This is a genomic window from Chryseobacterium indologenes (assembly GCF_002025665.1).
GTDB lineage: Bacteria > Bacteroidota > Bacteroidia > Flavobacteriales > Weeksellaceae > Chryseobacterium > Chryseobacterium metallicongregator.
The window spans coordinates 5,257,425-5,282,425 of record NZ_CP018786.1; the positions used below are offsets into that span (position 1 = coordinate 5,257,425).

The 25,001-nt window shown below is 37.8% G+C and carries 17 protein-coding genes; 9 read left to right on the forward strand and 8 right to left on the reverse strand.

Annotated features, from left to right (window positions below; all coding sequences use genetic code 11):
- Nucleotides 1-15: 15 nt before the first annotated feature.
- The 5 genes from BUE84_RS23825 (at nucleotide 16) to BUE84_RS23845 (ending at nucleotide 7,316) form a co-directional block, all read left to right on the forward strand.
- A complete protein-coding gene (locus BUE84_RS23825; RefSeq protein WP_099049869.1) occupies nucleotides 16-657 on the forward strand; it encodes a DUF3347 domain-containing protein in 642 nt (213 codons plus the stop codon).
- A gap of 2 nt (nucleotides 658-659) precedes the next feature.
- Nucleotides 660-1,121 carry a heme-binding domain-containing protein gene (locus tag BUE84_RS23830; RefSeq protein WP_079243785.1) on the forward strand — a complete coding sequence of 154 codons (462 nt, stop codon included), beginning with the start codon at nucleotides 660-662 and terminating at the stop codon, nucleotides 1,119-1,121.
- A gap of 10 nt (nucleotides 1,122-1,131) precedes the next feature.
- Nucleotides 1,132-3,426, forward strand: a complete 2,295-nt coding sequence (locus tag BUE84_RS23835) for a multicopper oxidase domain-containing protein (protein ID WP_079244033.1) — start codon at nucleotides 1,132-1,134, stop codon at nucleotides 3,424-3,426.
- 320 nt (nucleotides 3,427-3,746) lie between these two features.
- A complete protein-coding gene (locus BUE84_RS23840; protein WP_079243786.1) occupies nucleotides 3,747-6,107 on the forward strand; it encodes a TonB-dependent receptor in 2,361 nt (786 codons plus the stop codon).
- A 6-nt stretch (nucleotides 6,108-6,113) separates the two neighbouring features.
- A complete protein-coding gene (locus BUE84_RS23845) occupies nucleotides 6,114-7,316 on the forward strand; it encodes a hypothetical protein (RefSeq protein WP_079243787.1) in 1,203 nt (400 codons plus the stop codon).
- A 133-nt stretch (nucleotides 7,317-7,449) separates the two neighbouring features.
- On the opposite strand, the gene BUE84_RS23850 is transcribed toward BUE84_RS23845, so the two are convergent.
- On the reverse strand, nucleotides 7,450-9,573 hold the full coding sequence (locus tag BUE84_RS23850) for a TonB-dependent receptor domain-containing protein (protein ID WP_079243788.1): 2,124 nt from the start codon (nucleotides 9,571-9,573) through the stop codon (nucleotides 7,450-7,452).
- A 10-nt stretch (nucleotides 9,574-9,583) separates the two neighbouring features.
- The gene (locus tag BUE84_RS23855; protein WP_079243789.1) at nucleotides 9,584-10,792 is read right to left on the reverse strand and encodes a PepSY-associated TM helix domain-containing protein; all 1,209 of its coding nucleotides are present in this window, start codon (nucleotides 10,790-10,792) and stop codon (nucleotides 9,584-9,586) included.
- A 282-nt stretch (nucleotides 10,793-11,074) separates the two neighbouring features.
- Between BUE84_RS23855 and BUE84_RS23860 the strand changes: the two genes are divergently transcribed.
- From BUE84_RS23860 to BUE84_RS23870, 3 genes are all read left to right on the forward strand, one after another.
- Nucleotides 11,075-12,610, forward strand: coding sequence for a YifB family Mg chelatase-like AAA ATPase (locus BUE84_RS23860; protein ID WP_079244034.1), 1,536 nt, complete (start codon nucleotides 11,075-11,077; stop codon nucleotides 12,608-12,610).
- 443 nt (nucleotides 12,611-13,053) lie between these two features.
- Nucleotides 13,054-16,161, forward strand: coding sequence for a non-ribosomal peptide synthetase (locus BUE84_RS23865; protein ID WP_079243790.1), 3,108 nt, complete (start codon nucleotides 13,054-13,056; stop codon nucleotides 16,159-16,161).
- A 159-nt stretch (nucleotides 16,162-16,320) separates the two neighbouring features.
- A complete protein-coding gene (locus BUE84_RS23870; RefSeq protein WP_079243791.1) occupies nucleotides 16,321-16,611 on the forward strand; it encodes a hypothetical protein in 291 nt (96 codons plus the stop codon).
- Between the two features lie 67 nt (nucleotides 16,612-16,678).
- Here BUE84_RS23870 and BUE84_RS23875 read toward each other — a convergent pair whose 3' ends face one another.
- The 3 genes from BUE84_RS23875 to BUE84_RS23885 form a co-directional block, all read right to left on the reverse strand.
- Nucleotides 16,679-17,905: a spondin domain-containing protein gene (locus tag BUE84_RS23875; protein ID WP_079243792.1), complete on the reverse strand. Its 1,227-nt coding sequence runs from the start codon at nucleotides 17,903-17,905 to the stop codon at nucleotides 16,679-16,681.
- Between the two features lie 132 nt (nucleotides 17,906-18,037).
- A complete protein-coding gene (locus BUE84_RS23880; protein WP_079243793.1) occupies nucleotides 18,038-18,514 on the reverse strand; it encodes a YdeI/OmpD-associated family protein in 477 nt (158 codons plus the stop codon).
- 80 nt (nucleotides 18,515-18,594) lie between these two features.
- A complete protein-coding gene (locus tag BUE84_RS23885) occupies nucleotides 18,595-20,799 on the reverse strand; it encodes a S46 family peptidase (RefSeq protein ID WP_079243794.1) in 2,205 nt (734 codons plus the stop codon).
- An 86-nt stretch (nucleotides 20,800-20,885) separates the two neighbouring features.
- Here BUE84_RS23885 and BUE84_RS23890 point away from each other — a divergent pair, with 86 nt between their 5' ends.
- Nucleotides 20,886-21,320, forward strand: a complete 435-nt coding sequence (locus BUE84_RS23890; protein WP_238594323.1) for an META domain-containing protein — start codon at nucleotides 20,886-20,888, stop codon at nucleotides 21,318-21,320.
- A gap of 105 nt (nucleotides 21,321-21,425) precedes the next feature.
- Here the strand turns inward: BUE84_RS23890 and BUE84_RS23895 are convergent, their stop codons facing one another.
- Genes BUE84_RS23895 through BUE84_RS23905 form a run of 3 tightly spaced genes read right to left on the reverse strand, consistent with a single transcriptional unit; the run spans nucleotide 21,426 to nucleotide 24,854 of the window.
- Nucleotides 21,426-21,845, reverse strand: a complete 420-nt coding sequence (locus BUE84_RS23895; RefSeq protein ID WP_079243795.1) for a hypothetical protein — start codon at nucleotides 21,843-21,845, stop codon at nucleotides 21,426-21,428.
- A 6-nt stretch (nucleotides 21,846-21,851) separates the two neighbouring features.
- The gene (locus BUE84_RS23900) at nucleotides 21,852-24,374 is read right to left on the reverse strand and encodes a beta strand repeat-containing protein (RefSeq protein WP_079243796.1); all 2,523 of its coding nucleotides are present in this window, start codon (nucleotides 24,372-24,374) and stop codon (nucleotides 21,852-21,854) included.
- Between the two features lie 6 nt (nucleotides 24,375-24,380).
- On the reverse strand, nucleotides 24,381-24,854 hold the full coding sequence (locus BUE84_RS23905) for a T9SS type A sorting domain-containing protein (protein WP_079243797.1): 474 nt from the start codon (nucleotides 24,852-24,854) through the stop codon (nucleotides 24,381-24,383).
- Between the last annotated feature and the right edge of the window lie 147 nt (nucleotides 24,855-25,001).

The following is a 25,001-nucleotide window of genomic DNA, read 5'->3' on the forward strand; positions in this document are numbered from 1 at the left end:
GTAAGTATCAAAACAATGAAACATATAATAGTATCAATCATCATATTAACAGCCGTAATTTCCTGCAAAAGATCTCCAAATAAAAACACTGAGCTAAAAACACAGGACAGCGCATCCGTATCTGAAACAAAGACATCATCATTACAGGATTCAGTTGTTTCTGCTAAACCGGTAAGTGCTCAGTCTCAGAAAACTGAACCGGTTAAAACAGAGACTCAAACCCAAAACTTTAGCATTGAACCTATTGTTAAAGATTATTTAGCCCTTAAAAATGCACTTGTTGCAGACAATGACAAAGGAGCTGCCAATGCAGGAAAAAAATTGCTGGCGACTATCAAGAATGTGGATGTGAAAAGTATTCCTTCCGGGAAGCAGAAAGAATATCAGGAAATAGCAGACAACGCAAAGGAAAACGCTGAACATATCGGTGATAATGCCGGAAAAATTGATCATCAGCGTGAGCATCTGGCTTCATTAAGTAAGGATGTTTCGGATCTTATTGCCTTATTTGGCAGTTCACAAAAACTGTATCAGGATTATTGCCCAATGTATAATGACGGGAAAGGAGCGGTATGGATCAGTGAAACCAAAGCCATCAAAAATCCTTATTATGGAAATCAGATGTTGAGCTGTGGTTCTGTGAAAAAAGAGTTCTGAGAATGAAACAAATACTGAAAAGAGTTTTGGTATTTGTTCTGTCTCTTTTTATTGCAATACAACTGTATCAGCCCGCCTTTAATATGGATAAAGGAAAGGCTGTTACAAAAGATTTTACAAGAGTATATAAAATGCCGGCTGAAGTACAAACGTTGTTTCGGAATTCCTGTTATGACTGTCATAGTAATAACACCGATTATGTCTGGTACGATTATATACAGCCTGCAAGATTACTTGTAGAAAACCATATTAAAGAGGCGAAAAATGACCTGAATTTCAGTGAATGGGAAACCTATTCCAACCGGAAGCAGGAAAGATTGTTGAATTCAATAAAAGAACAGATTATAAACAGACAAATGCCATTGTCGTCTTACACTCTAATGCACAGAAAAGCAAAACTGAGTGATAACGAAATTAAAATAATGACCGAATGGTTAAAAGAGCAGAGCAAAGTTTATGAATAAAAATAATACAATGAATATACCTCAGAATATCACCATAAGATTACTTCAGGCGGTTTTGATTTTCTTTTGCTGGCAAGGGATTTTAGCACAGAAAGTAGTACGATATGAGTTGTATGTAAAAGATACACTGGTCAGCTACGCCGGAAAAGAAAAAAGAGCCATCGCTGTTAACGGACAGATACCAATGCCTACGCTTACCTTTACAGAAGGAGATACCGCAGAAGTTGTAGTCCACAATCAGCTGAAAGAAAGTACATCACTGCATTGGCATGGAGTATTTTTACCCAATAAAGAAGATGGAGTGCCTTGGCTGACGCAAAAACCTATAAAGCCAGGAGCTACTTATACCTATCGTTTCCCGATTATTCAACACGGAACACACTGGTATCATTCCCATTCCGGGCTTCAGGAGCAGATTGGAATGTATGGAAGCTTCATCATGAAAAAAAGAGAAGATGACAAGACCTTCAGAAAAGGGATTGATGATCTGCCGACCGTTCCTATTATTCTAAGCGAATGGACGAACCTGAATCCGGATAATATCAACAGAATGCTGCATAACGCAAATGACTGGGCGGCCATTAAAAAAAACGCTACACAGTCTTACGTGGAAGCCATTAAGGAAGGTCACTTTAAAACAAAATTGACTAATGAATGGAAACGCATGCTGGCCATGGATGTAAGTGATGTGTATTATGATAAAGTGTTAATCAATGGAAATAACAGTACAGATTTAAAAACTGTACACGGCAAAAAACTAAAAGCAGGAGATAAAGTACGTTTAAGAATCTCAAACGGAGGAGCCTCTTCCTATTTTTGGTTACGTTATGCAGGAGGTAAAATTACCGTTGTGGCCAATGATGGTAACGATGTGGAACCGGTAGAAGTAGACAGACTGATTATTGCTGTTTCTGAAACCTATGATGTCGTAGTAACTATTCCTCAGGATGGTGTTGCCTATGAATTTTTAGCCACTACAGAAGACAGAACCCAATCTGCAAGTTACTTCGTTGGTAATGGAATCAAACAACTCATTTCTCCTCTTCCCAAACTTAAATACTTTGAAGCAATGAAAATGATGAATGACATGATGAAAATGAATGGAGACCTGAATGATATGGGTATGAAAATGAGCCTTAATCAAATGGATATGAATGTGGTGATGTACCCTGAGATCACAGGTGAAGGGAAGAAGAAACAGGATCACAGCCAGCACAATATGAGTGCAGATAAAGGAATGGATAAGGAAATGAATATGGATAGCAACAGGTATAATGCCAATGCTTTAGGTAGTATTAAAACCCTAAATTATGCCATGCTGCAATCTCCTTATAACACAGAACTTCCTAAAGATGCTCCCGTAAAGGAATTAAAATTTACCCTCACCGGAAACATGAACCGCTATGTGTGGAGTATGGATAATAAAATCTTATCTGAAACCGATAAAATTCCTGTAAAAAAAGGAGAGATATTACGGATCACTATCTATAATAATTCCATGATGAGGCATCCGATGCATTTACATGGTTTTGACTTCAGGGTAATTAATGGCAAAGGAGAAAAGTCTCCTCTGAAAAATGTACTGGACGTTATGCCAATGGAAACCGATACAATTGAATTTCAGGCTAATGAAGAAGGAGACTGGTTCTTCCACTGCCATATCCTTTATCATATGATGGCAGGAATGAACAGGGTTTTTGCGGTAGATGATTATAAAAATCCTTATTTACCAGACAAAAAAGAAGCCTATAACATGCTTCAGAGAGAAAGCAATATGCCTCATTTTATGATTCAGAATGACTTTGCAACCAATGGAAATGACGGGGATGCAATGCTTCAGACCGCAAGATGGAACCTCTCTACAGAATGGCGTTTAGGTTATAATGATATGCACGGATATGAAGTGGAAACGCATTTGGGAAGATACATCGGGAAGATGCAGTGGTTTATGCCATTTGTAGGATTCGACTTCCGTTATAGAAAAATGGGAATTGATGAACAGGAGAAAAATATCTTTGGACAAAAGAACGAAAAAGATACCCGAAGAGCGGTCAGCTTAGGTTTTGTGTATACTCTTCCGATGCTTGTGAACTTTCAGGCAGAAGTATATCATGACGGTATTGTTCGTTTACAGTTGATGAGGGAAGACATTCCAATCTCAAAACGTTTGAGAGGAGGTTTTATGGTCAATACCGACAAAGAATACATGACCGAATTGAAGTATATTCTTAATAAAAATGTAAGTATTCGTACCCACTATGACAGTGATATGGGATGGGGAGCAGGAATTTCTTTAGCTTATTAAATGATAGAGGAAAAGAAAGATTAATAATTACTCAATTACAAGAATCAGCTATTTAATAGCTGATTCTTTCTTTTAGATCTATAGGACGAATATGCTTTAGCGGAATGTTTTGCTTTCCACATGACTTTTTTCATGCAGACAAAAATAAATTATAGAATGCTTTTATATTTATATCTGAATGTAAGCCTGTTACAATTTTAAAAAGGATTTATAAGTAAAATGATATTAATTATAATTAGAACAATTAAAAATAAAATCCTTTTTCCTTTGGGAGTTTACAAGTGAACCTTTAATTTTGCTATTTATAATAATTATAAATAATGAAATTGTATCAGCGTATTTTTATCTTTCTCATTTTTACCCTTACAATTTCCCTCATTAAAGCACAGGATGCTGATTTTACAGTTCAGGGAGCTGTACAGAATCACGCAATGCAGGGATTAAATGGAGTAAACATTTTTGTTGAAAACACAAAAATAAATACAAAAACCGATCAAGACGGAAATTTCAAGTTGAGTTACAAAAAAGGAGAAGCTACATTGGTCTTCAGCCTGGATGGCTACAAAAAACTCAAAAAGAAAATAAACTTCGGTAGCAAAGTATCTCCGGTAATTATTCAGTTAGCTGATGATCATGCGGCTGTGCAAGAAGTTGTAGTACACGGCAAAGGTAAAGTAAAAGCACTGCAAGACGGTGCTTTTACGGTTAATGCTATAGATGTTGCCAAATTGGCCAATACCACGGCAGATCTTAACCAGGTTCTGAACAGAACAACAGGGATTAAAGTTCGCCAACAGGGTGGTATAGGTTCCGATTATAACTTCTCTATCAATGGAATGTCTGGTAAAGCTGTGAAATTTTTTATCGATGGTGTTCCTTTGGAAATGCTTGGAAAAGGAGTGGATCTGAGTACGTTACCTGTAAATATGGCTGATCGTGTAGAGATCTATAAAGGCGTAGTTCCTATCCATTTAAGTACAGATGCTATGGGTGGAGCGGTCAATATCATTACGCCGTCAAGCAGCAAAAATTACCTGGATGCAAGTATAAGTCTTGGTTCTTTTAATACACAGCGTATCAATCTGAATGGACAGTTTAAAGATGACAAAACCGGAATTATCATGCGTATCAACAGTTTTTATAACCATTCGGATAACAACTATCTGATGAAAGATATGAAAATCTGGAATGCTGCTAAAAACGAATATGAGTTAAAAGACCTGAAACGTTTTAATGACAGATATCAATCTGTTTTTGGGATGGCTGAAGTAGGGTTGGAAAACAAAAGCTGGGCAGATTCTTTCTTTGTAGGAATGTCACAATCCGTTTTTGATAAACAGATTCAGACCGGTTCCAATCAGGAAGTAGTATATGGTGGGGTAAAGCAAAACGGACAGGCTCATAATTACTTTATGAAGTATAAAAAAACAGGTCTGTTCAATGATCATCTGGATGTGAATGTGTATGCCGGTTTCTCAAAAAGTGTTCAGAAAGCAACAGATACGCTTATGCGTAAATACAGCTGGGATAACACTTTTGAACCTTCAGCTACAAGTGAAAAAGGAGGAAGAACGATCATCATGCAGCATGAAGACCGTCTTTACTCACAGGTAGGAGCTACTTACAAAGTAGTTGAGCATCACAAGCTCATTTTCAATTATGTACTAGACTATCTTAAGAATACCACATTCAATCAACTTGAAGAGGAAAAAAAGAATGTACCTCCGGCAAAGATGACCAAACAGATCTTGTCTATGGCTTATCAACAGGAGTTTTTCAATAAGCATTGGACTAATATTTTCTTTGCTAAATACTATCAGGTAGGACTTCAGAAAATGATTTTCGATCCGGTAACCAGAACAGATAATCCGGCAAAAGACAATTTTAGCAGCTGGGGCTATGGTTTTGCTACCACTGTGAAAATTACAAAAGGATTAGGAATAAAAGGATCTTTTGAACGTTCTTATCGTTTGGTAGAACCACAGGAAATTTTCGGAGACGGGGTTGCTGTAACCAGTAATATGGATCTGAAGCCTGAAACCAGTAATAATGTAAACGTGGGTTTGTACTATGGCCACCATTGGGGGCAGCATGCGTTTCGTATAGAAGGGGCAGGGTATATTCGGGATACAAAGGATTTTATTTATACCGTTCCCAATTTATATAACAGTACTTTCAAATATGAAAACCTGTCTAATATCTTTACACGAGGGCTTGAAGGAGAGATCAGTTACCAATATAAAAGACTCCTGAACGTGTTAATGAATGTGAGTTACAACAAAGCTTATGACAATACAAAATTTGCCAACAATAGTGAAGATGTCGTTTCGGCTACTTATAAAAAAGATGTTCCCAACCAGCCCTGGTTATTTGGAAATGTAAATGTAAGCGTGGGTAAAGACGACTGGTTTCAGAAAGACAGCAGGATAGAGCTTTACTACGGACTGCAGATGACAGAATGGTTCTACAAAAACTGGAAATCTTATGGAAATCCACGCAACATTCCGATTATTCCAAGACAAACGCTTCATAACATAGGGATAAGCTATTCCATGAAGAACGGGAGGTATAATCTGGCGTTCGATGTAAGCAACGTTGGGGATGCACTGGCATATGACAACTTCAAACTTCAGAAGCAGGGACGTGCTTTCTATTTAAAATTCAGATACCTACTTAAGTAAAAGATCATGACAAAATATTTCAAAAACAGTATACTTTTAATGCTTGCATGTTTAACCATTTTTAGCTGCGAACGCGAACCTGGTTTCGGTGACTCTGAAAGTGGCGAAAAAGACTATAAATATTTTTTACTTTCCGCTCTCGGAAGCTGGCCCAATACTGTACATTACATGACAGCTACCAATGACCTGACAAAAGGTGAAATGGATATTACCAAAGAAGGAGATGAAATTAACTCCAAAGGAACTTACTCCTATATTGTAAAAAATGGCTTTATCTACAACTATAAAACCGATCAGGGGATCTTCAAAAAATTTAAATATACACAGGATAGGCTGACAACTGTAAAAGAAGTGCCTTATACCTATATCAGTGACATTACCAGCTATGTTTGGATAGATAATAATACTTTGGTTATTGTTGGAGATACAGGAGATGGTCAGCATATACGATATACCGTTTTCAATGCTGCTGACCTTAGTATTATCCGTCAGGGTGAGATTGAAGGATTTCAGCCTTTCCCAAATGCTTATAACTTTTATTCACTGGGCGCTATGACCTATATGGATGGACAGATCTATTTGCAATACAGCTTCCGCGATGGCAAATGGCTCACTCCTGAATATTACAATTTTGCTGTAATAGATTATAACACCTTCAAAGTAAAAAATTCCATAACGGATAACCGAAGTTCTGGAGTAGCCAATGGTTCTCCTTATTTCAAAACAACTTTTACAAAAGATAAGGAAGCTTTTTATTATACATGTTTTCCTCGTGCAGGAGCTGGGACAAGTGATATTTTCCTTTTCAGGGCTCTCAAAGGCGCAACTTCGCCGGATGCAGGATATCAGATTAATCTTACCAATCTTGTAGGGAACAAGCCCCTGGAAACAGTTATCGATTACATTGGGAACAATAAAATGGTAGTGCTGTATCGTGATCCTGCATTAGGAGGCAGCTACAATGGTCGGTATGCTATTATAGATATCGAAACGAAGCAGTTGGTAAGGGTTCTGGACGAATTGCCGGGAGACGAACCTTACGAACAAGGGATGTTTGTTCAGAATAACAAATTATACATCGCTGTAAATGCCAGTAAAGGAGGAAACTATGTCTGGATTTATGATCAGCAAACGGATAAAATAACTAAAGGAATGAAGCTTCCCAACAGTATTTCCGGATTTGCCCGTTTCGATAAATTATATGACTGATTATAGCATATAAATTTCGTAGAAAATATAGAATATTGATTTGATTAAAAGCCGGTTCTCAAAATTTTTGAGAACCGGCTTTTTGTTAAATGATTACCGATTATTCTAAGCCGTCTAAGAGGTTTTATTTCTTTTAAAGCTTATAATTGAATGACAGCGTTACCACCCGGCTGTCCAGATTGTATTTTTGTCGGATGGTAGAGCTGAAGTTATTTCCTGTTACACGGTAATTATTGGTCTTTAATAAATCCGTTACTGCAAGTTTTACGGTTGCTTTATCCTTTAATAATGTTTTAGAAACCCCTAGTGTCAGGTCAAAATAAGCATCACGGATAAACAGGCCAATATTAGATTTTGAAAAATACTGTCCATTAGCCTCTGCTTTCAATCCTTTTGCAATGCTGAAGCTATTTTGTGCGTTCAACGTAAATGCCAGTTGTGAACTGTTGACAGAGTAATTCTGATAATTACCCTTATATTCACTATTGAATACATTCAGCATAGAAGTAAGCGACCACCATTTAAAAAGCTTTGTAGTGGCTGTAATATTGGCACCATACACATAAGACTTGTTTAGATTGTCCTGTGTTTTTACAAGGATTCCTGTGTCTGGCTGATAATTGTATACTTCCGTCATGACATCATTTGTAACACTAAAATAAGCTGATGCAATAATGTATTTGCCCCAGGTATATCCCAATTCTGTTGCGTGGGTAAATTCCGGATTCAGATTCGGGTTTCCTTGCCAGTAGTTGAAAGGATCATCATAAAAACGAAACGGATTCAAATCGAAGTGGCTTGGTCTGTTGATTCTTTTACTGTATGAGGCATAAAATCCATGTTGATCATTCATCTGGTATTTGATGGATGCGCTTGGGAAAAGGTTGGTATAATCTCTTTTTCGTTGTTCCTGGGAAGTTTTCTGGTTGATATCTGTATGGGTTATTTCTGTTCTCAACCCCAGCTGAAATGTCCATTTCGTCAGATTAAGTTTGTAGTTGGCATACAATGCATGTATCTGCTCTTTGTATGCATATTCATTACTTGCTTTATCATCATTAATCCATTCATTATCCTGTTGTATAAAATACTCCGAAGGATTATTATTAGACTTTATAGTTGACTTTAATCCTGTTTCCAGATTATGCATTTCGCTGAAAGGCAACGTAAAATCTACCTTAGCATTGAAAACTTTCAGGCGGGAAGCAATGTTGCCTCTTCTGTTGTTGAATTTCTCTGTTCCCAGATTCACCAATACATCTGAAATCTGATTCTGACGGGAAGAAAAACGTGAAGTTTCGTATTCAAGATCCACATCTACCTTATAATCCTTGTCATTGAAGATATGCGTACCTTTTAAATTATAGGTATAATCGTACCAGTTTTCCTTGCTTTTATTATCTGAAAGTATATGAGCAAACAGGTTATCTGTTGGCTGAAATATTCTGTTTTCTCCCTTCGAAAAATCTTCATATCGTCCTATCTTAGCATCAAATAAAGCCCCAATAGTTGTTTTGTCACTAAAAGCATAATCAGCACCAAACTTAAAGTTATTAGAAGTTAAAGGCTCATTGGTCATGGAGTTCTGATCTGTTCTCCGGGTCATTTGCTGAGGTTGTTTTTCATCGAAGAAAATCTGACTAAAGTCCCGTTTTTCTTCTTCCCCACGAAAAGTATAGCTGTAATCTCCGTGCAGAGAGAGTTTATTGTGAGTATAGTTCAGACTTAATCCGGTATTTATCCTGTTTTTACGGCCTCTTCCTCCGTTCAGATAATAGTTGCCGCTCAGTCCTTCTGATGAGCTTTTTTTCAGTACAATATTAATGATGCCGGCATTTCCCGCAGCATCATATTTAGAGGAAGGATTGGCAATTATTTCAATATTTTTTACCAGTGTGGAATTGGTAGAACGCAACAGGTTAGCAAGTTCCTTTGCAGAGAGCGAGCTCAGCTTACCATTAATCATTACACTTACTCCTTTTTTGCCCCGTAATGACAGTTCACCTTCTTGCGAAACTACCACACCAGGGGTTTTTCCAAGCAACTCCAAAACTGTTGTACCATCAGACAATACACTATTCTCTACATTAAAAATCATTTTATCAGCTTTTTGCTGAAAAACGGCTTTACTTCCTTTTACTACAATGCCACTAATCTCTGAGATTTTATCTGTCTGTAAAGAATCGTTTTGACTTTCTGTCTGTCCGTAAGCATTCAGGCTCGCCATTAAAGGGAGCCATATATAGTGTTTCTTCATGATAATAGATTTAGGTTGTTGGTTTTTTTTTATTTTTTCTTCCCCACCAGATCATAAATCCGGTTATGGGCAATGAGGCACAGAATAAACTCATGATAAAGGCCAGAATTTTTCCGGGCATTCCGAAAAAAGCTCCTACATGAAGATCATACGTAGCATCTGTAGCTCTTTCAGCCATAGGTTTGTCTTCGTGGGGATGGTTAAATAAAAGCTTCCCGGAATGCTCATCGAAAATCATCATCGAAGACTCGGCATAAGTAAACTCTCTATCCTTGATCCAGATACTTAAATTATCGTGTTTGTGATCTGCTTCAGCATGGTCTTCCAGATCAATTCCAAAAGAATAAGCTTGAGGATAATGAGTTTTTACCTGTTCTATAATACGGTCTATAGTTGTTGCAGTCTCCACAGATTCCGGAGCGGTTGTTTTATATTGACTGTAATCTGGGGTAGCAGTGGAAAAGCCATTCAGTAATGCATATACCCAAACTTGCGTAATACGAAATGAATACATAATGCCCGTGATAGCTACAACAATCGCAAGAAAAGAGGCATAAAACCCAAGGATATTGTGTACATCGTAATTTTTACGTCGCCAGCCTTTTACCTTCTCCCAACGGAACCATAAACGCTGTTGACGCATTTTTTTATTCTTCGGCCACCATAGGATAATTCCCGTAATCAGCATTATGACAAAGATGATAGTAGATATTCCCACGATAGTACCGCCAATTTTATTGCTTAGCAGCAATGAGCGGTGCAGAGTCATGCATATGAAGAAAGGATTATTTTTTACATCATATATGGCGAGCACCTTTCCTGTGTATTGATTTACATAAACGTTTTTATAAACAATAAAGGTATTAAAGTGATTCCAACCTTCTTCATTGACTTTAATCAGTCCGAACTGATAAGAACGGGCAGGATCTATAGGAATGGTGACTTCATCTGTTTTTACGATTTCATTTTTCAGCTGGGCATTCACAATATCTTTTAACTCGCGTATAGGAATTGGCTTCTTATGCTGAATATCTTTTTCTCCATGAAAGGTCGTTTTCTTGCGCAAGGCAGCGGTAATATCTTCATTGAAAACAAAAAATGCACCTGACAGCGAAACTATTAGTACAATGATACCTGATAATAATCCGAGCCATAAATGAGCTTTCAGAATATATTTTTTGAAGGTTCCTTTGGTTTTTTTATGACCGATCTGCTGCATTTTATGTCTATTTAGTCTTATTAAAAATAAATAAGCCACAAATATAACTTTATTTATATTAATTCTAAACAGAGAGATAACTTTATTTCTCCCTTAAAACCTGATTTTTATTAGGATGTATGCTATCTGAACAACATAGACATCCTAATAGCTTTGAAGAAGATACCTCAATGCTCTTTTATTAATATGTTTTTAAATATGCTTATTCTTATAGAAAATAATTCTTGTAACTTTCAGATTTTCAAAATATTATATTGTTTATTTTTACTTCAAAAACACACCATGCTGATCAAAATTTATGGAAGTGCCATTCATGGAGTGGCTGCACAGACCATTACTATTGAAGTGAATGTAGATACCGGAGGAGTAGGATATCATCTCGTAGGGCTTCCTGATAACGCTATTAAGGAAAGCAGTTATAGAATTTCTGCAGCCCTGAAAAATGTAGGATTTAAAATTCCTGGAAAGAAAATTACCATTAATATGGCTCCTGCAGACCTTAGAAAAGAAGGCTCTGCCTACGATCTCAGTATTGCTATTGGTATTTTAACTGCTTCAGATCAAATACTCGCTGAGAATGTTAAAGACTATATTATTATGGGAGAGCTTTCACTGGACGGAAGTTTACAACCTATTAAAGGTGTTTTACCCATTGCGATCCAATCCAGAGAAGAAGGCTTTAAAGGAATCATCCTGCCCAAACAAAATGCAAGGGAAGCAGCTATTGTCAATGAACTTGAAGTGTACGGAGTTGAAAATATCAGAGAGGTTATTGATTTTTTTAACGAAGGAAAGCCTCTTGAGAAAATGATTTTGGATACCAGAAAAGAATTTCATGAAAGGATTAATGATTTTCCTTTCGACTTCTCCGAAGTTAAAGGTCAGGAAACAGCCAAAAGAGCAATGGAAGTGGCTGCAGCTGGTGGACACAATATTATTCTGATCGGTCCACCCGGAAGCGGAAAGACAATGCTGGCCAAAAGAGTTCCCAGTATTTTGCCTCCATTGACATTGAAAGAAGCTTTGGAAACAACAAAAATTCATTCTGTAGCCGGGAAAATAGGAACAGAAACATCATTGATGACAGTTCGTCCTTTCAGATCTCCACATCATACCATATCGGATGTTGCACTGGTGGGAGGAGGAAGTTATCCGCAACCAGGAGAAATCTCTCTTGCTCATAACGGGGTTTTGTTTCTGGACGAGATGCCCGAATTTAAGAGAACAGTGCTGGAAGTCATGAGACAGCCTTTGGAAGATCGGGAAGTAACGATTTCAAGAGCCAGATTTACGGTAAACTATCCCGCAAGTTTTATGTTGGTAGCTTCTATGAATCCCAGTCCAAGCGGATTCTTTCCCGATGATCCTAATAATACCTCATCTGTTTATGAAATGCAGCGGTATATGAACAAACTTTCAGGGCCGCTTTTAGATAGAATAGACATCCATATCGAAGTTCAGAAAGTAGAATTTGAGCAACTTTCCGAGAAAAGAAAAGGAGAGAAGAGCAAAGATATCAGAGAGCGGGTTTTGAAAGCAAGGGATATTCAGAATAAAAGATATCAAAGCCTCAATATCAGCAGTAATGCCCAAATAGGACCTAAGGAAATTGAAGCCTATTGTGAACTGGATGAAACCTCTTTCAGCCTCATCAAATTAGCGATGGAGAAACTCAATCTTTCAGCAAGAGCTTATGACAGGATCCTTAAAGTAGCCCGAACAATAGCAGACCTTGAAGAATCCGAAAATATTCTGTCCCATCATATTTCCGAAGCCATACAATACAGAAGTTTGGATCGTGAATTCTGGAACGCTTGATTTTTGTTCTATTTAATTGATTTAAAACTAAATACTCAGTTTTATTTTCATAAGTTTAATTCTTATATGTGAAGTTAACATAGTAATTATGTAACGCATAAGTTAAAATATTATGTTAAGTTTGATTACCAAATTATTTAAAATATTATATTATGGAAATCAAATTCATAAATACTACGTAGGAAGTGTATCCCACTTATAAAGGATAGATGAAACAAACTCTTCCTTCTTTTTCGAATAGATACATAACGTTTGAATACGGCCTGCCGTCCCTCTCATAGAGAGGTAGGTTTATACCCTATATCATTCAGTTTTGATAAACTAACAAGAAACACATTTAGTAAATAAACGGTGGTTATCCCTCATGTCTTTATTTTTTTAGATGTTTTCTATAATTGAAATCCCACTTTACAAATTTTTAACCCAAACCAAATCAAATTATTATGGCAAACACCATTCCCTCATTAGAAAGTCTGTCATCAGGTTCAACAGTATTATTGTCCTCTGAAGACAGAGAAAAATTACTCAACAGGTTCAATAAAACCGGTTGGGATTATCATCATGAAGATACTTTGGAATCTCTTTTCCGGAAACAGGCTATCTTCCATCCTGATAAGACTGCCGTGGTTTACCAGGATCAAGAGATTACTTACGGAGAGTTGGATCATAGAAGCAATCAGCTCGCCAACCTGTTATTGAGTCGTGGTATCAAAGAAGGAAAATATGTTCCCATCTGGCTGGACCGTTCTTTGGAATGGGCCATTGCGATACTTGGAGTTATCAAAACAGGTGCAGCCTATGTTCCGATAGACCCTGCTTATCCTGTGAAAAGAGTAGAATATATTCTTTCTGATACCTCTGCTGAACTTATTATTACCAATCAAATTCTTGGAGAACTTTTATCAGAAACTGAAAAGATAAAAGTATTTGATCTAAGTAATATGGAGAATCTTAATCATTTATCATCAGAATATCCAGGAATTAATATTCATCAGAATGCCCTGGCATACACAATTTATACTTCAGGCTCAACGGGTAAGCCCAAAGGTGTGATGGTGGACCATCAGGCTATACAACATCTGGTAACATGGCATAATCATCATTTTCATGTGGATCATAGCTCAAAATTAACTCTTGTTGCAGGGTTAGCATTTGATATCTCTGTATGGGAAATGTGGTCTGCTCTTGCTTCCGGAGCCACTATTTTTATTGCTGATAATGAAGACAGAACGGATGCACTTGCTTTACTTGATTATTATAGAAGAAATCAGATTACCCATGGTTTTGTACCCTCTGTTCTGGCTCCGTCTGTCGTTAATTATTCCGGTAATTATTATGATCTGAAACTGAAATATCTCTTTACTGGAGGAGAAAAGCTAAAACCAGTGCTTACTTCAGAATTAAGCTACGAGCTGGTAGATTATTATGGTCCCACAGAATGTACTGTATATGCTACTTATAAAAAAGTGAAAGATATTAGTGGGAAATATGTTTCATCTATAGGCAGGCCGATTGCCAATGCAAAAGCATTTATTTTGGGAGAAAATAAGGAATTGCTGCCTGTAGGAGCTGTAGGAGAACTCTGTATTGGAGGAAATCTTTTAGCAAAAGGATATCTTAATAATAAAGAACTTACTGATGCTAAATTCATAACTAACCCATTCAATGAAGCAGAGAAAATCTACCGTACAGGAGACTTGGCCAAATGGAATCCGGATGGTGATATTGAATTCTTGGGAAGGATTGATAATCAGGTAAAAATTCGTGGCTTCAGAGTGGAACTCGGAGAGATAGAACGTTCATTGATCCAGCATGAAAACATTAAAGAAGCTATGGTTATTGGTAAAGAAACGGAAGGAAGTACCAAATATCTGATTGCCTTTATTGTATTGGCTCCTGGAGCAATAGCAGATATTTCATCAGTCCGAAATGCGTTGAAAGAAGAGCTTCCGGGCTACATGATTCCCGCACAAATTATTTTTATAGATAAAATTCCGTTAACAGCAAATGGAAAAACAGATACGCAGGTCTTAAAAGATCTGGCCGACAAAGAAGCTAAAGAATTGATTTCATTTGAGCCACCAACCAACGAAACCGAAAGAATTATTGCAGATGTCTGGTCGTCTGCATTGGAACGCCCTGTCATCAATATCACAGATAATTTCTTTGACATTGGAGGAAACTCTCTGTTGGTTGCAACGGTAGCGGTTGCTTTACAAAGAAAGCTGGATGTAAAAGTGTATCTGCGGGATATATATCAGTATTCCGTATTGCAGCAACTGTCAGAAGTTCTTATTAACAGGTCCAAAGAGACAAGGGAATCAATCCCCATGGAAGATGTAGAACCATATGTTGAGCTCCAGAAAGATGTTTATCTTGCTCCAGGAACTGTTTTTGCAGGTGGATTTGATCCTCAGCAGGTGGAAAATCCAGCAACAATATTTTTAACAGGTGTCACAGGTTTTGTAGGAATTCACCTGTTACAGGAGCTTCTTGATACGACAAATGCTGATATTTATTGTCTCGTAAGGGCTCAGGATGAGTTTTATGCAATGGAAAAAATTGACAGGTGTTTTAAACAATATCATATTCCTCAACATGTAGAACAGAAATCAAGAATTATTCCTGTTATTGGAGATCTGGCTTTACCATCTTTAGGGCTTTCAGAAGAAACATTTACAAAACTGGCTCAACAAACTGATCTGATTTACCACTCCGGAAGCTCAGTTAACTTCATCGAACCCTATTCTTATATGAAAGCACCGAATGTAGAAGGACTAAGGGAAATCATCAAACTGGCAGGAGCAGAAAGAACAAAATGTCTCGCTTTGCTGTCAACCATTTCCGTGTACAGCTGGGGGCATGTATTTACAGGAAAAACAGTAATGTTGGAATCTGATGATATTGAACAAAACCTGATGTCTGTAAGTAAAGATATTGGTTATGTAAGAAGTAAATGGGTGATGGAAGCCGTTGCTGATTTAGCCGCAAAAGAAGGACTGCCATTGATTACTTACCGTCTCGGATATGCCATGTGTCACAGTAAAACAGGCGCAAGTGCATCTTATCAATGGTGGTCCGGATTGGTGAAAAATTGTATAGAATTCAAATCTTATCCCGCGCTCACTGAGCTTAGAGAAGGTCTTATTACCGTAGATTATATGACGAAAGCCATGGCTCATATCACGAAAAATAAAGAAGCAATAGGGAAGAAATTCAACCTGATTGCCCGTCCTGAAACCAATCTTACTTTGGAAGACTTCTTTGGACTCATGAAAAAATATTATCCTTTCACACTCAAAGACCTTCCTTATAAAGAATGGAGAAAACAATGGGAAGATGACAGTAAAAACCGTTTGTATCCGTTGACCAGTCTTTTCAGAGACAATATGCATGAAGGATTATCTACTGTAGAGCTTTACCAGAACACTTACGTATGGGATTGCTCCAATGTTATTCAATATTTGAAGGGTTCAGGCATTCAGGAACCGGTATTTGATAAAAAACTGTTGGATTCCTATTTACAATATCTGGGAATTCCGGTTGAATAGTATTTTAATAATTGAAAAGCTCAGGCAGAATATGTTTGGGCTTTTAATTTTTGGCGAGCAAATACGTCAAGTTTTGTCGTAGTGGAGAATGACATTTGTATCAGGGCAATGAGAAAGTATTGCTCAGCTTTTAATTAACCGAAAACCTGAGAAAAATAAATGAATAATATTATTGTATTGTCTAAAGATTTTGCAGCAAATGAAAGTGCAGTGGTAGATCTTAGATCCGAGGGATTTACAAACTCATTGAAAGCTCTTACATTTCACAATAAAACAGGACAGTCTGCAAAATTTCTTTGGCAGGGAGATACAATCTATAACAAAGAAAAAGCTGGATATTTTAAGGAAATAAACAATGATCTGGGTGTGAAGGTAAGCCAATATGAAGGTTTTATAACGGTTACCAATGGAGGAGGAGAACAATATTTGGAAGGCCAGCTAAAGCTATAATCAGGTATAGGTTTCTATAAAGAAAAAAGATCAGACAATAAGGTCTGATCTTTTATTTATCTGCAGATTAATTGATTGTTACTTTAATCACATTCTGTACCGCAGGAACAGGATAAAAGTTTCCTACCTTGGAAATAGTCTTATTTTCACTTTGTGGGGTTCCACCAAACAATGCCTGATGATTTCCCGCACCCGGATATTGGTCAATACCAGTCCCGGAATCAAATAATGAAGTTTTTAAGCTGAGGTCTCCTTTAGTATTAGCATCAATACTTTGTTCATTGGCATAGAACCAGTCATTGGAAAAGCCAAACATGGTTGCATAGGCAATTTTATCACCTGGCTCAGCATTAAAGTTGGTGGTTACCTTACTTCCAGGAGTTACAGGCGCATTTCCTGCAACATATACTCCTTTTACATTAGGTAAAGATTTTAAACTGTTTTGAAGTTTGGCTACATTTCCAAACTGGGCAATATCTTTCAGTCCCATTCCACTGTCTAATTTGCCTAATTCATAAATTGGATTTTTATCACCACGATAAACAACCACCAGAGCAGGAGAAAGCCCCGTCATAATTCCTGTATTGGCATTCAGTTTTGTCATCATTTTACTGATATTTCCCATTTGAGCAATATCTGTGATTTCAGGATTGGATAAAGCGTTAGGTGTAAAAAACGGAGCGTTGTTCAGCAGTTGAGATCCATTATAATTGGAAACTGCCCATACACCGGGAGAAAAAGGAGTTTCGTTGGCTGTTCCGCCGGAGGTATTGGTAATTGTCAGGGTAAATTCTGAAGTTACGTCATTGTAAGTAAGATTAAGCTTCATAAGTTGTGAAGCATTGACATTAGGAACCTGCATAATGGGCTTGCTTTCAACCTGCCCTGTGGTGTCATCTTTACTTCCGTTATCCCACAATCGGACACTTGAAGAAACATCTCCGGTAATAGCATTTCCATTAGCATCAAACAATTTGATACCCGGCTGCTGGGATGCAAAAAACCAGTCTTTTGAAGCTCCATACATCGTTGCAAACATTAAAGCCTGTGCTTTTCCTGCACTGAATTTAATAGAAACAGATTGACCGGGTAAAATAATAGGAGGCGTTCCTGTTCCCTGAAAACTTCCGCTTTCTACAAAATCTTTGGGAGTTACAACGTTTTCAAAAGTAATGGATCTTTGAAAACCGATGTCCATCATCATGTCGTTATTAGAATCACTGCATGAAGTTAAGGAAAATGCAGCTAGAGTAGCTGCAGCTAAAATTGATGTTCTGAAAATAAATTTGTTCATAAAAGTAAATTTTTATAGTTACAATTGATATCTGTAACTATAGTCGGCTACTTTTTGAGATCCTGACAAAAAATATTTTCTTAATTCAATTTTTTTTAAATGTATCGTTTTGAGAGGGAAAAGTAAAGCGGTCTATATCCCCTTTTTCCCATCCAGAATCATCTGGATCATTTTTATTTTTCTGTTCTCTCTTGTTTCCGTTTTCTTGGCTTCTTCAATCCAGCGGATGTATTCTTTTTTGTGAGTATAGCTCATCTTGTCAAATAAGGCTTTTGCTTCCGGATTTTCATTAAAAACAGAAGCGATATCATCTGCAATTTCAACCACTCTTTCCTCCTTATCTTCAGTAAGAGCAACAGAGACTTTATCTCCGAAAGTCTTACCCAACATCTTTCTTACTTTCTGAGTCAGTCCTAAAATATGACAGTCGGATTTCATTTTGACAAGGCTTCCGCGGTATTCAATCTTATCATCAAACAGGGCTTTAATTTTTACCTGTCCTTTTGTATGAAACAATTCCTCTGTAGAAAATGGAAATTCTACAAATGCAGCATTCATTTCTCCGTTCTGCTGAATAATGGCTATGAATTCAATAGGGTTAAGCTTCATGATGAAATATTTTAAGAATCAAAAATAAAAAAACCGTGAAAGTAAATTTCACGGTTTCAAAAATATATCAAATGAGATAATTATTTTTTAACTTTTTTAGGTGTTGTTGTAGTACCTGAGTTTTTAGTTTTTGTATCAGCTGGAGTGTTTGCATCTCTTACAAGCTTCAATTCGTCAACTAATCTTCTTGCACCAGCATATTTATCGATTGTCCAAAGAACAAAACGAACGTCTACGTTGATGGTTTTCTGCCATTCAGGCTCGAATACAATATCACCGCTTAATGCTTCACTGTTACCATCGAAAGCAATACCGATAAGGTTTCCGTCTCCATCAATTACCGGAGAACCAGAGTTACCTCCTGTAATATCGTTGTTAGAAAGGAAGTTTACAGGCATATATCCTGCAGCATCAGCATACTGTCCGAAATCTTTAAGGTTGTAAAGATCAATCACTCTTTGAGGAAGATCGAATTCTTCGTCACCTTTCTTGTATTTTCCAACAAGACCAGTCATATCCGTATAGTAGTTATCCGTAATACCGAAATAGTTTCTGTCATTTCTGATAGGTAATTTATCTACTGTACCGTAAGTTAATCTCATAGTAGAGTTAGCATCCGGATAGAATTTTTTCTCAGGCATAGCCTTCATTAGACCTGCTAAGAACATACGGTTGTTTTTTGCAAAATTATCATCTATTTTAACAAATCTTTCCATGCTTATTTTTTGATCAGCAACAATTCCGTTAGCTGCTTTCCAAAGTGGATCAGCATCAAGTTTCAAAGCATCCGGGTTCAATAAGAAGTTTGTAGCAGAAGTCTTATTAGCAAAGATTGAAGAGTAAGCTAAATTTGAAACTGTTTTAGCATCTAACCCTAAAATAGTAGCAGAAGCAACGTCAGGGTTTTTAACTCTCGCCTGATAAAGACTGGTCATAGCAGCAAGCATTTCTCCTTCCAAAGATGGATTGAAGTTTTCATAAGCAGCTTTGATGGCCGCTTCAGTTTTAGCTTTCATTGCTAATCTTCCCTGCATATCCTGTGCAGCATAAGCTTTAAGTGCAGAACCTACTTGTAATGCAAGGGTAATATATTTTGCATTTCTTGAAAACTGAGAAGCATAGTTTCTTTCAACATTTCTATCAGATACTTGCTTATAATAAGTGCCAATATCTTCTAAAACGCCATTGTATTGATCGTTTCCTGGCATTGCAGCCCACTTATTGTAAGTTTCTTCGATCTTTTGCTTGTCTGAAATTGTTCCGTTTTTCTCTACTGCGTCGATAGTTCCTTGTCTGTTTTTCCAGTAGTTAGCTACAGAAGCATATTGAGAAGCATAGTTAAGCTGAGTTGCTTTATCCTTGTCCATGTACTTTTTCATTACATCCATAGCCAATTTAGAAGCTTCAACCCATGCCGGGTAATCTTTAGTTACCATTTGCTGAATTCCGTAAGAAGTCAGGTAACGGTTTGTTCTTCCAGGGTATCCTAAGATCATCGAGAAGTCACCAGGCTTAATTCCTTTAAGAGAAACCGGAAGGAAATGCTTAGGCTTCAAAGGAGTATTGCTTGGAGAATATTCAGCAGGGTTTCCTGCAGCATCAGCATATACTCTGAAAACTGTAAAGTCAGCAGTGTGTCTTGGCCATTCCCAGTTGTCTGTATCTCCCCCGAATTTTCCTAATGATGAAGGTGGAGCACCTACTAATCTGATATCTTTATAATCCTGATATACGAAATAGTAGAATTCATTTCCATTGAAGAAATCTCTTACTACTACAGTATATTTCCCGTTTTCAGAGTTTTCTGTCTGGATTGCTTTTGTTTCAGCATCAATAACAGCTTTTCTCTCTGCTCCGGTCATATTGTTGTTTAGTTTAGAATTGATTCTTTGCGTAGCATCATCCATTCTCACTAAAAATCTTACATAAAGATCCTTTGCATTGAATTCGTCTTTCTGTTTCATTGCCCAGAAACCGTTCTTCAAATAATCTTTTTCTGGTGTAGAAGCCGCAGCAACTGCACCATAACCACAGTGGTGGTTGGTAAATATAAGTCCTTTATCAGAAACAATTTCACCTGTACAGAATCCACCGAAACTTACGATAGCATCCTTTAAACTTGAATTGTTTACAGAATAAATTTCTTCAGGCGTAAGGTGTAGACCCTCTTTTTGCATATCAACACCGTTAAGTCTTTTGATGAGCATTAGCAGCCACATCCCCTCATCCGCCCTCATCTGAGCAAAGCCCAGTAAGAAAGTGAATAGTAGAAATAGTCTTTTCATTTTATAAAATAATTTTTGTGTCGCTAATTTACTAATTTTTACGAGATTCTGTCCCCGAATGGTATGAAAATGGGATGATAATCCGAATGAAAAAGATACTATTCTCACTTTTTGCAGTTTTACTTTTAGGTGTTGTTTTGAATTGCTCTGTAATGTCGGATAAAAATCCTGCCCTTCAAAGACAATGGATGCTGGTTTCACTGGATGGTTTTTCAAGAGATCAACTGATCGCCAATAAAGCCGAAATGAATCTTACAGGTAATATGATGAAGGGTAAAATTCAGGCAAATGCTTACATGGGATGTAACCGGATGTCTTTTGTTTCTGAATTTAAAAAAGGAGGAAAAGTAAAGTTTTCAAAAGGAGTAAGTACAATGAAAGCCTGTCAGGATATGAATCTTGAAAGCTATTTTCAGAAAAAGATTGAGACCATGACTCATTATTCTATCGAGGGACATTTTCTTACGTTATCCGATGATCAGGGGAATTCAATGAAATTTGTAGCTGCTGACTGGGATTAATAATGGCCTATTATCATATAAAAAGTCCGCATTGCAGCGGACTTCTTTGTTTGAAAAATCTAGTTTGGTTATCAGCTTTTTGCGGTTATTAGCTTTTGAGAGTCATTAGTTTTTTGGAATCGTTTTTTTTATTTCTTCCAGGGTTGCTGTGTTAGGCAGCCCGGTAACTGTCATTTTTGTGTTCCTAGAATTTATAGTATTGTGATATGCCTGTCTGTTGGGGATTGTTTTTTTAATGTCTTCAAGACTTGCTGTATTGGGGAGAAGCTTTCCTGAATTATCTGCAGCTGCTTTAGGCTTGGATTCCTGTTTTTTTACCTCCAGACCTTGATCAGAAGCCAAACCTGTACTTCCTGCATTTTTTTCAGCTCTTTCCTTAGCGGCCTGAATTTGGGCAGCCTGTTGTTCTTTTGCCTGTTTTACAACCAGAGCCTGATCTTCTTCTACAGGAACCGTTTTTTTACTTTCCTGAGCATAAATAAAAGTGCTTAGAAATAATAATGGGATAATATATGCTATTTTCATGACGGTTTATTTTATGTTGACTAATACTTGAATTTTTCCAATCTCTTTTTGGTCATAATCCTGAAGCGCTTTTCCGATTACCTGTCCAATTTTTACCATTTTGATATTGGCTTTCATTGCAACACCTGGTTTGGATGAAGTTACCAACAGGTCACCTCTTTTTATTTTTCCATTCTCAAGGCATACTTTGGTAGGGATTACCCCAATGACTCCCATTGGAGCTTTATCTGAAATGTCAGTGTCAATATGCTCTTCTGTAAGCAGTACACCCGGTTTAGTGGCATATACACCTGCAACAAGAGTGGAATAAGGAGTTGAAGATTTTTCAACAGTTCTGTCTGCTTTCGTTGAGATGACAAGAATATCACCAGGCTCATATTCAGAAATATGACCATTGACATCAAATGCTTCAGCAACGTCAGCACCACTGTTTTGAGTTCCTCCATTAAAAAATCCACGTCCCGCAGAATTGATTCTTGCCACATTCACTGCACCCGGATTTCCGGATCTAAATACAGCAATAGAGCCGTTACTGCGGGTTTCTACTGTAAGAGGAGGGTTGGTATTGGCAGTATTGTAATTCACAAATCTTGCAGCGCGTCCTTCTCCGAAATTAGGAACCCATGCGTAGATCGCACTTCCTGTTCCATCTGCAGTGGTTTCTACACCATCTCCGGTATTGGATGCGTTGGCTGTTATACCATTCCCGTTACCATCTGCAATAGCAATCAGAGCAGGGCCGTTTCCGGCAGGATTACTGGCATGAAATAAACCTGCATATCCTCCTGTACCGGAAGATATTCCATAAATCCCTGCAGTACCGAAGTTGGCAAACTGTGAATTTACTTCTCCCCTCACTGCTGCTGAAGTTCCTGTGGTTCGGTCTACTTTAAAATTCCCTGCAATACCATTTCCAATTGTGTTTACTGTTATAACATCACTGGTATTATTCTCATTGAAGATTTCAAATCTTCCAGCTCGTCCGGTAGAAAAAGAAGGAACCCATGCATAGAGAGCATTTCCTGCTCCGTCAATATTGGTTTCAACACCATTTCCGTCTTTTCCTGCATTGGCGGTGATAGCATTTCCGTTACCATCAGTAAGGGCAATCAATGAAGCTCCGTTTCCTGAAGGATTTGAGGCATAAAATAAACCTGCGCGTCCTCCCGTTCCTGAAGAAATTCCAAAAATTGCGGCGGCACCAAAGTTTCCGAAAATAGTATTTACTTCTCCTCTTACTGCTGCACCAACGCTATTGGTATTGTCAACTAGAAAAGAGGCTGCATTTCCCTGGGTATTGTCCGGAATATTTCCATTTCCATTCGTTTCTACCTCAAAAGTATTCCCTGTAGTATTTGTTTGGTTAAAATTTTCAAATCTTCCGGCACGACCAGTACTGTTATTTAAGCCTACCTGCCCGTAAACACCGATACCAGTTCCGGATGTATTGGTAGCAACAAAACCTCTGACTCCATATCCGCCTCCGTCATTACGGCCTACTACAGCTCCGGCGATATCACTGGTAGTTCTACCCACTACTGCTTCACCACCGCCGTTGTTGTCACCTATAACACCCGCGGATGTCTGTGCAGAAGTTATTCCGTGTACCCCAAATCCTGCTCCGGTAGAACTTCTTACTCCGGCTCCGTTTCCGGTGGTAGTAACATTTACAACCGTACCATTTCCTACACTTGATGCACTAAGAGCAACATTATTATTCGCGTTATTGAGGATTGAAATGCTCGCAGGGATTCCGTTATTACTGGTAGCATTAAGACCTGTTCCTGTATTGCTGTTTGCATATACTCCAAAACCATTTCCGGTGGCGTTTCCATAAACTCCTAAGCCATTAGGTGTTGTACCATAAACACCCCATCCGCTTCCGGCCTGGCTTCCGTATACACCTACTCCAAGTCCGCCGGTTCCGTTATTAATACCACGAACCGCTGAAGAAAATCCTCCGGGAGCTACATTGGTAACAACTCCTCTTACTGCTGCAATATTGGAGGTTGTTGTGTTGTTATTACCTTCTAATGATGTTCCATCGCCATCGTTGGTTAATGAAAATAAAGTAGAAGCATTATTAACGGTGTTAGTATAGGGAATTGTAAAACTTCCGCCTCCACCACCAGCGGATTTGGCATACATCGCATAAGGAACACTTAGCAACTGGCTGGTTCCTACTATGGTGTAGCTGGTTCCTCCTGCAGGGTCAGTTTCTGTTTTTAAGTAATAGCTTCCTGCAGGCCAGTCGATGGTGGCAAATGTTCCGGTGAGTACAGTTCCTGTTCCTATTTCAAGGCTGATAAGTCCGTTGGCATTGGTGTTTCCGGTAAGTCTTTCAGAATAGACTGCGGCTCCGGCAGGAGATCCCTGTAATATGCTTGCTCTCACGGCAATTCCTTGATTGACTAGGAGTTGTCCGGAACCATTTCTCATGACAGCCTGATAGCTCATTTTTTCCGGAGCCTGAGAAAGCCCCATAAAGAAACCTGTCAGGATCCAAAACAGTGATAATATTTTTTTCATGGCATTTTATTTTTTAATGATTTTAAAAGTTTTAATATTTTCTCCATTTTGGGTAATCCTGATGATGTACATAGCAGAAGGAAGTGAGGAGAAATTAAGTTCAGATTTTGATTGTGAGATCTTATCTTTTTTTACCAGTTTGCCTTGGGAATCGAATAACTGGTATTCTGATCCTTTGAAACTATTTGACGTAAAATCTAAATACAAATAATCTCTGAAAGGATTAGGATAGAGCAAAATGCCATTCTGTTCAGAAGGGTTTTCAATAGTGGTAAGGGTGATGATTTCGTAAGGCTGCTGAACGCCTTCCAGAACTTGTCCTGTTCCTTTTTCCAGATAGGTGGTCTGACCTACACTGTACGAAACAAAACCATTAACTGCTGATGCATCCAATCCCGCTGCTAAAACTGCAGATTGAGCGTGTAGTATGGGGATGGAGAAGACAGACAGAATAATACAATAAATAGATATTCTTTCCATGGATAACAGTTTTGGTGATTAATAGATATGTGTTTTTCTTGGGGAATTTGGGAAGACTAAATTACCACCTATCTCAATCAATTGGAAAGAAAATAGACCAACGGCAGAAATAATCGACCAATGGCATTTTGTGAATTATAGTTAGGT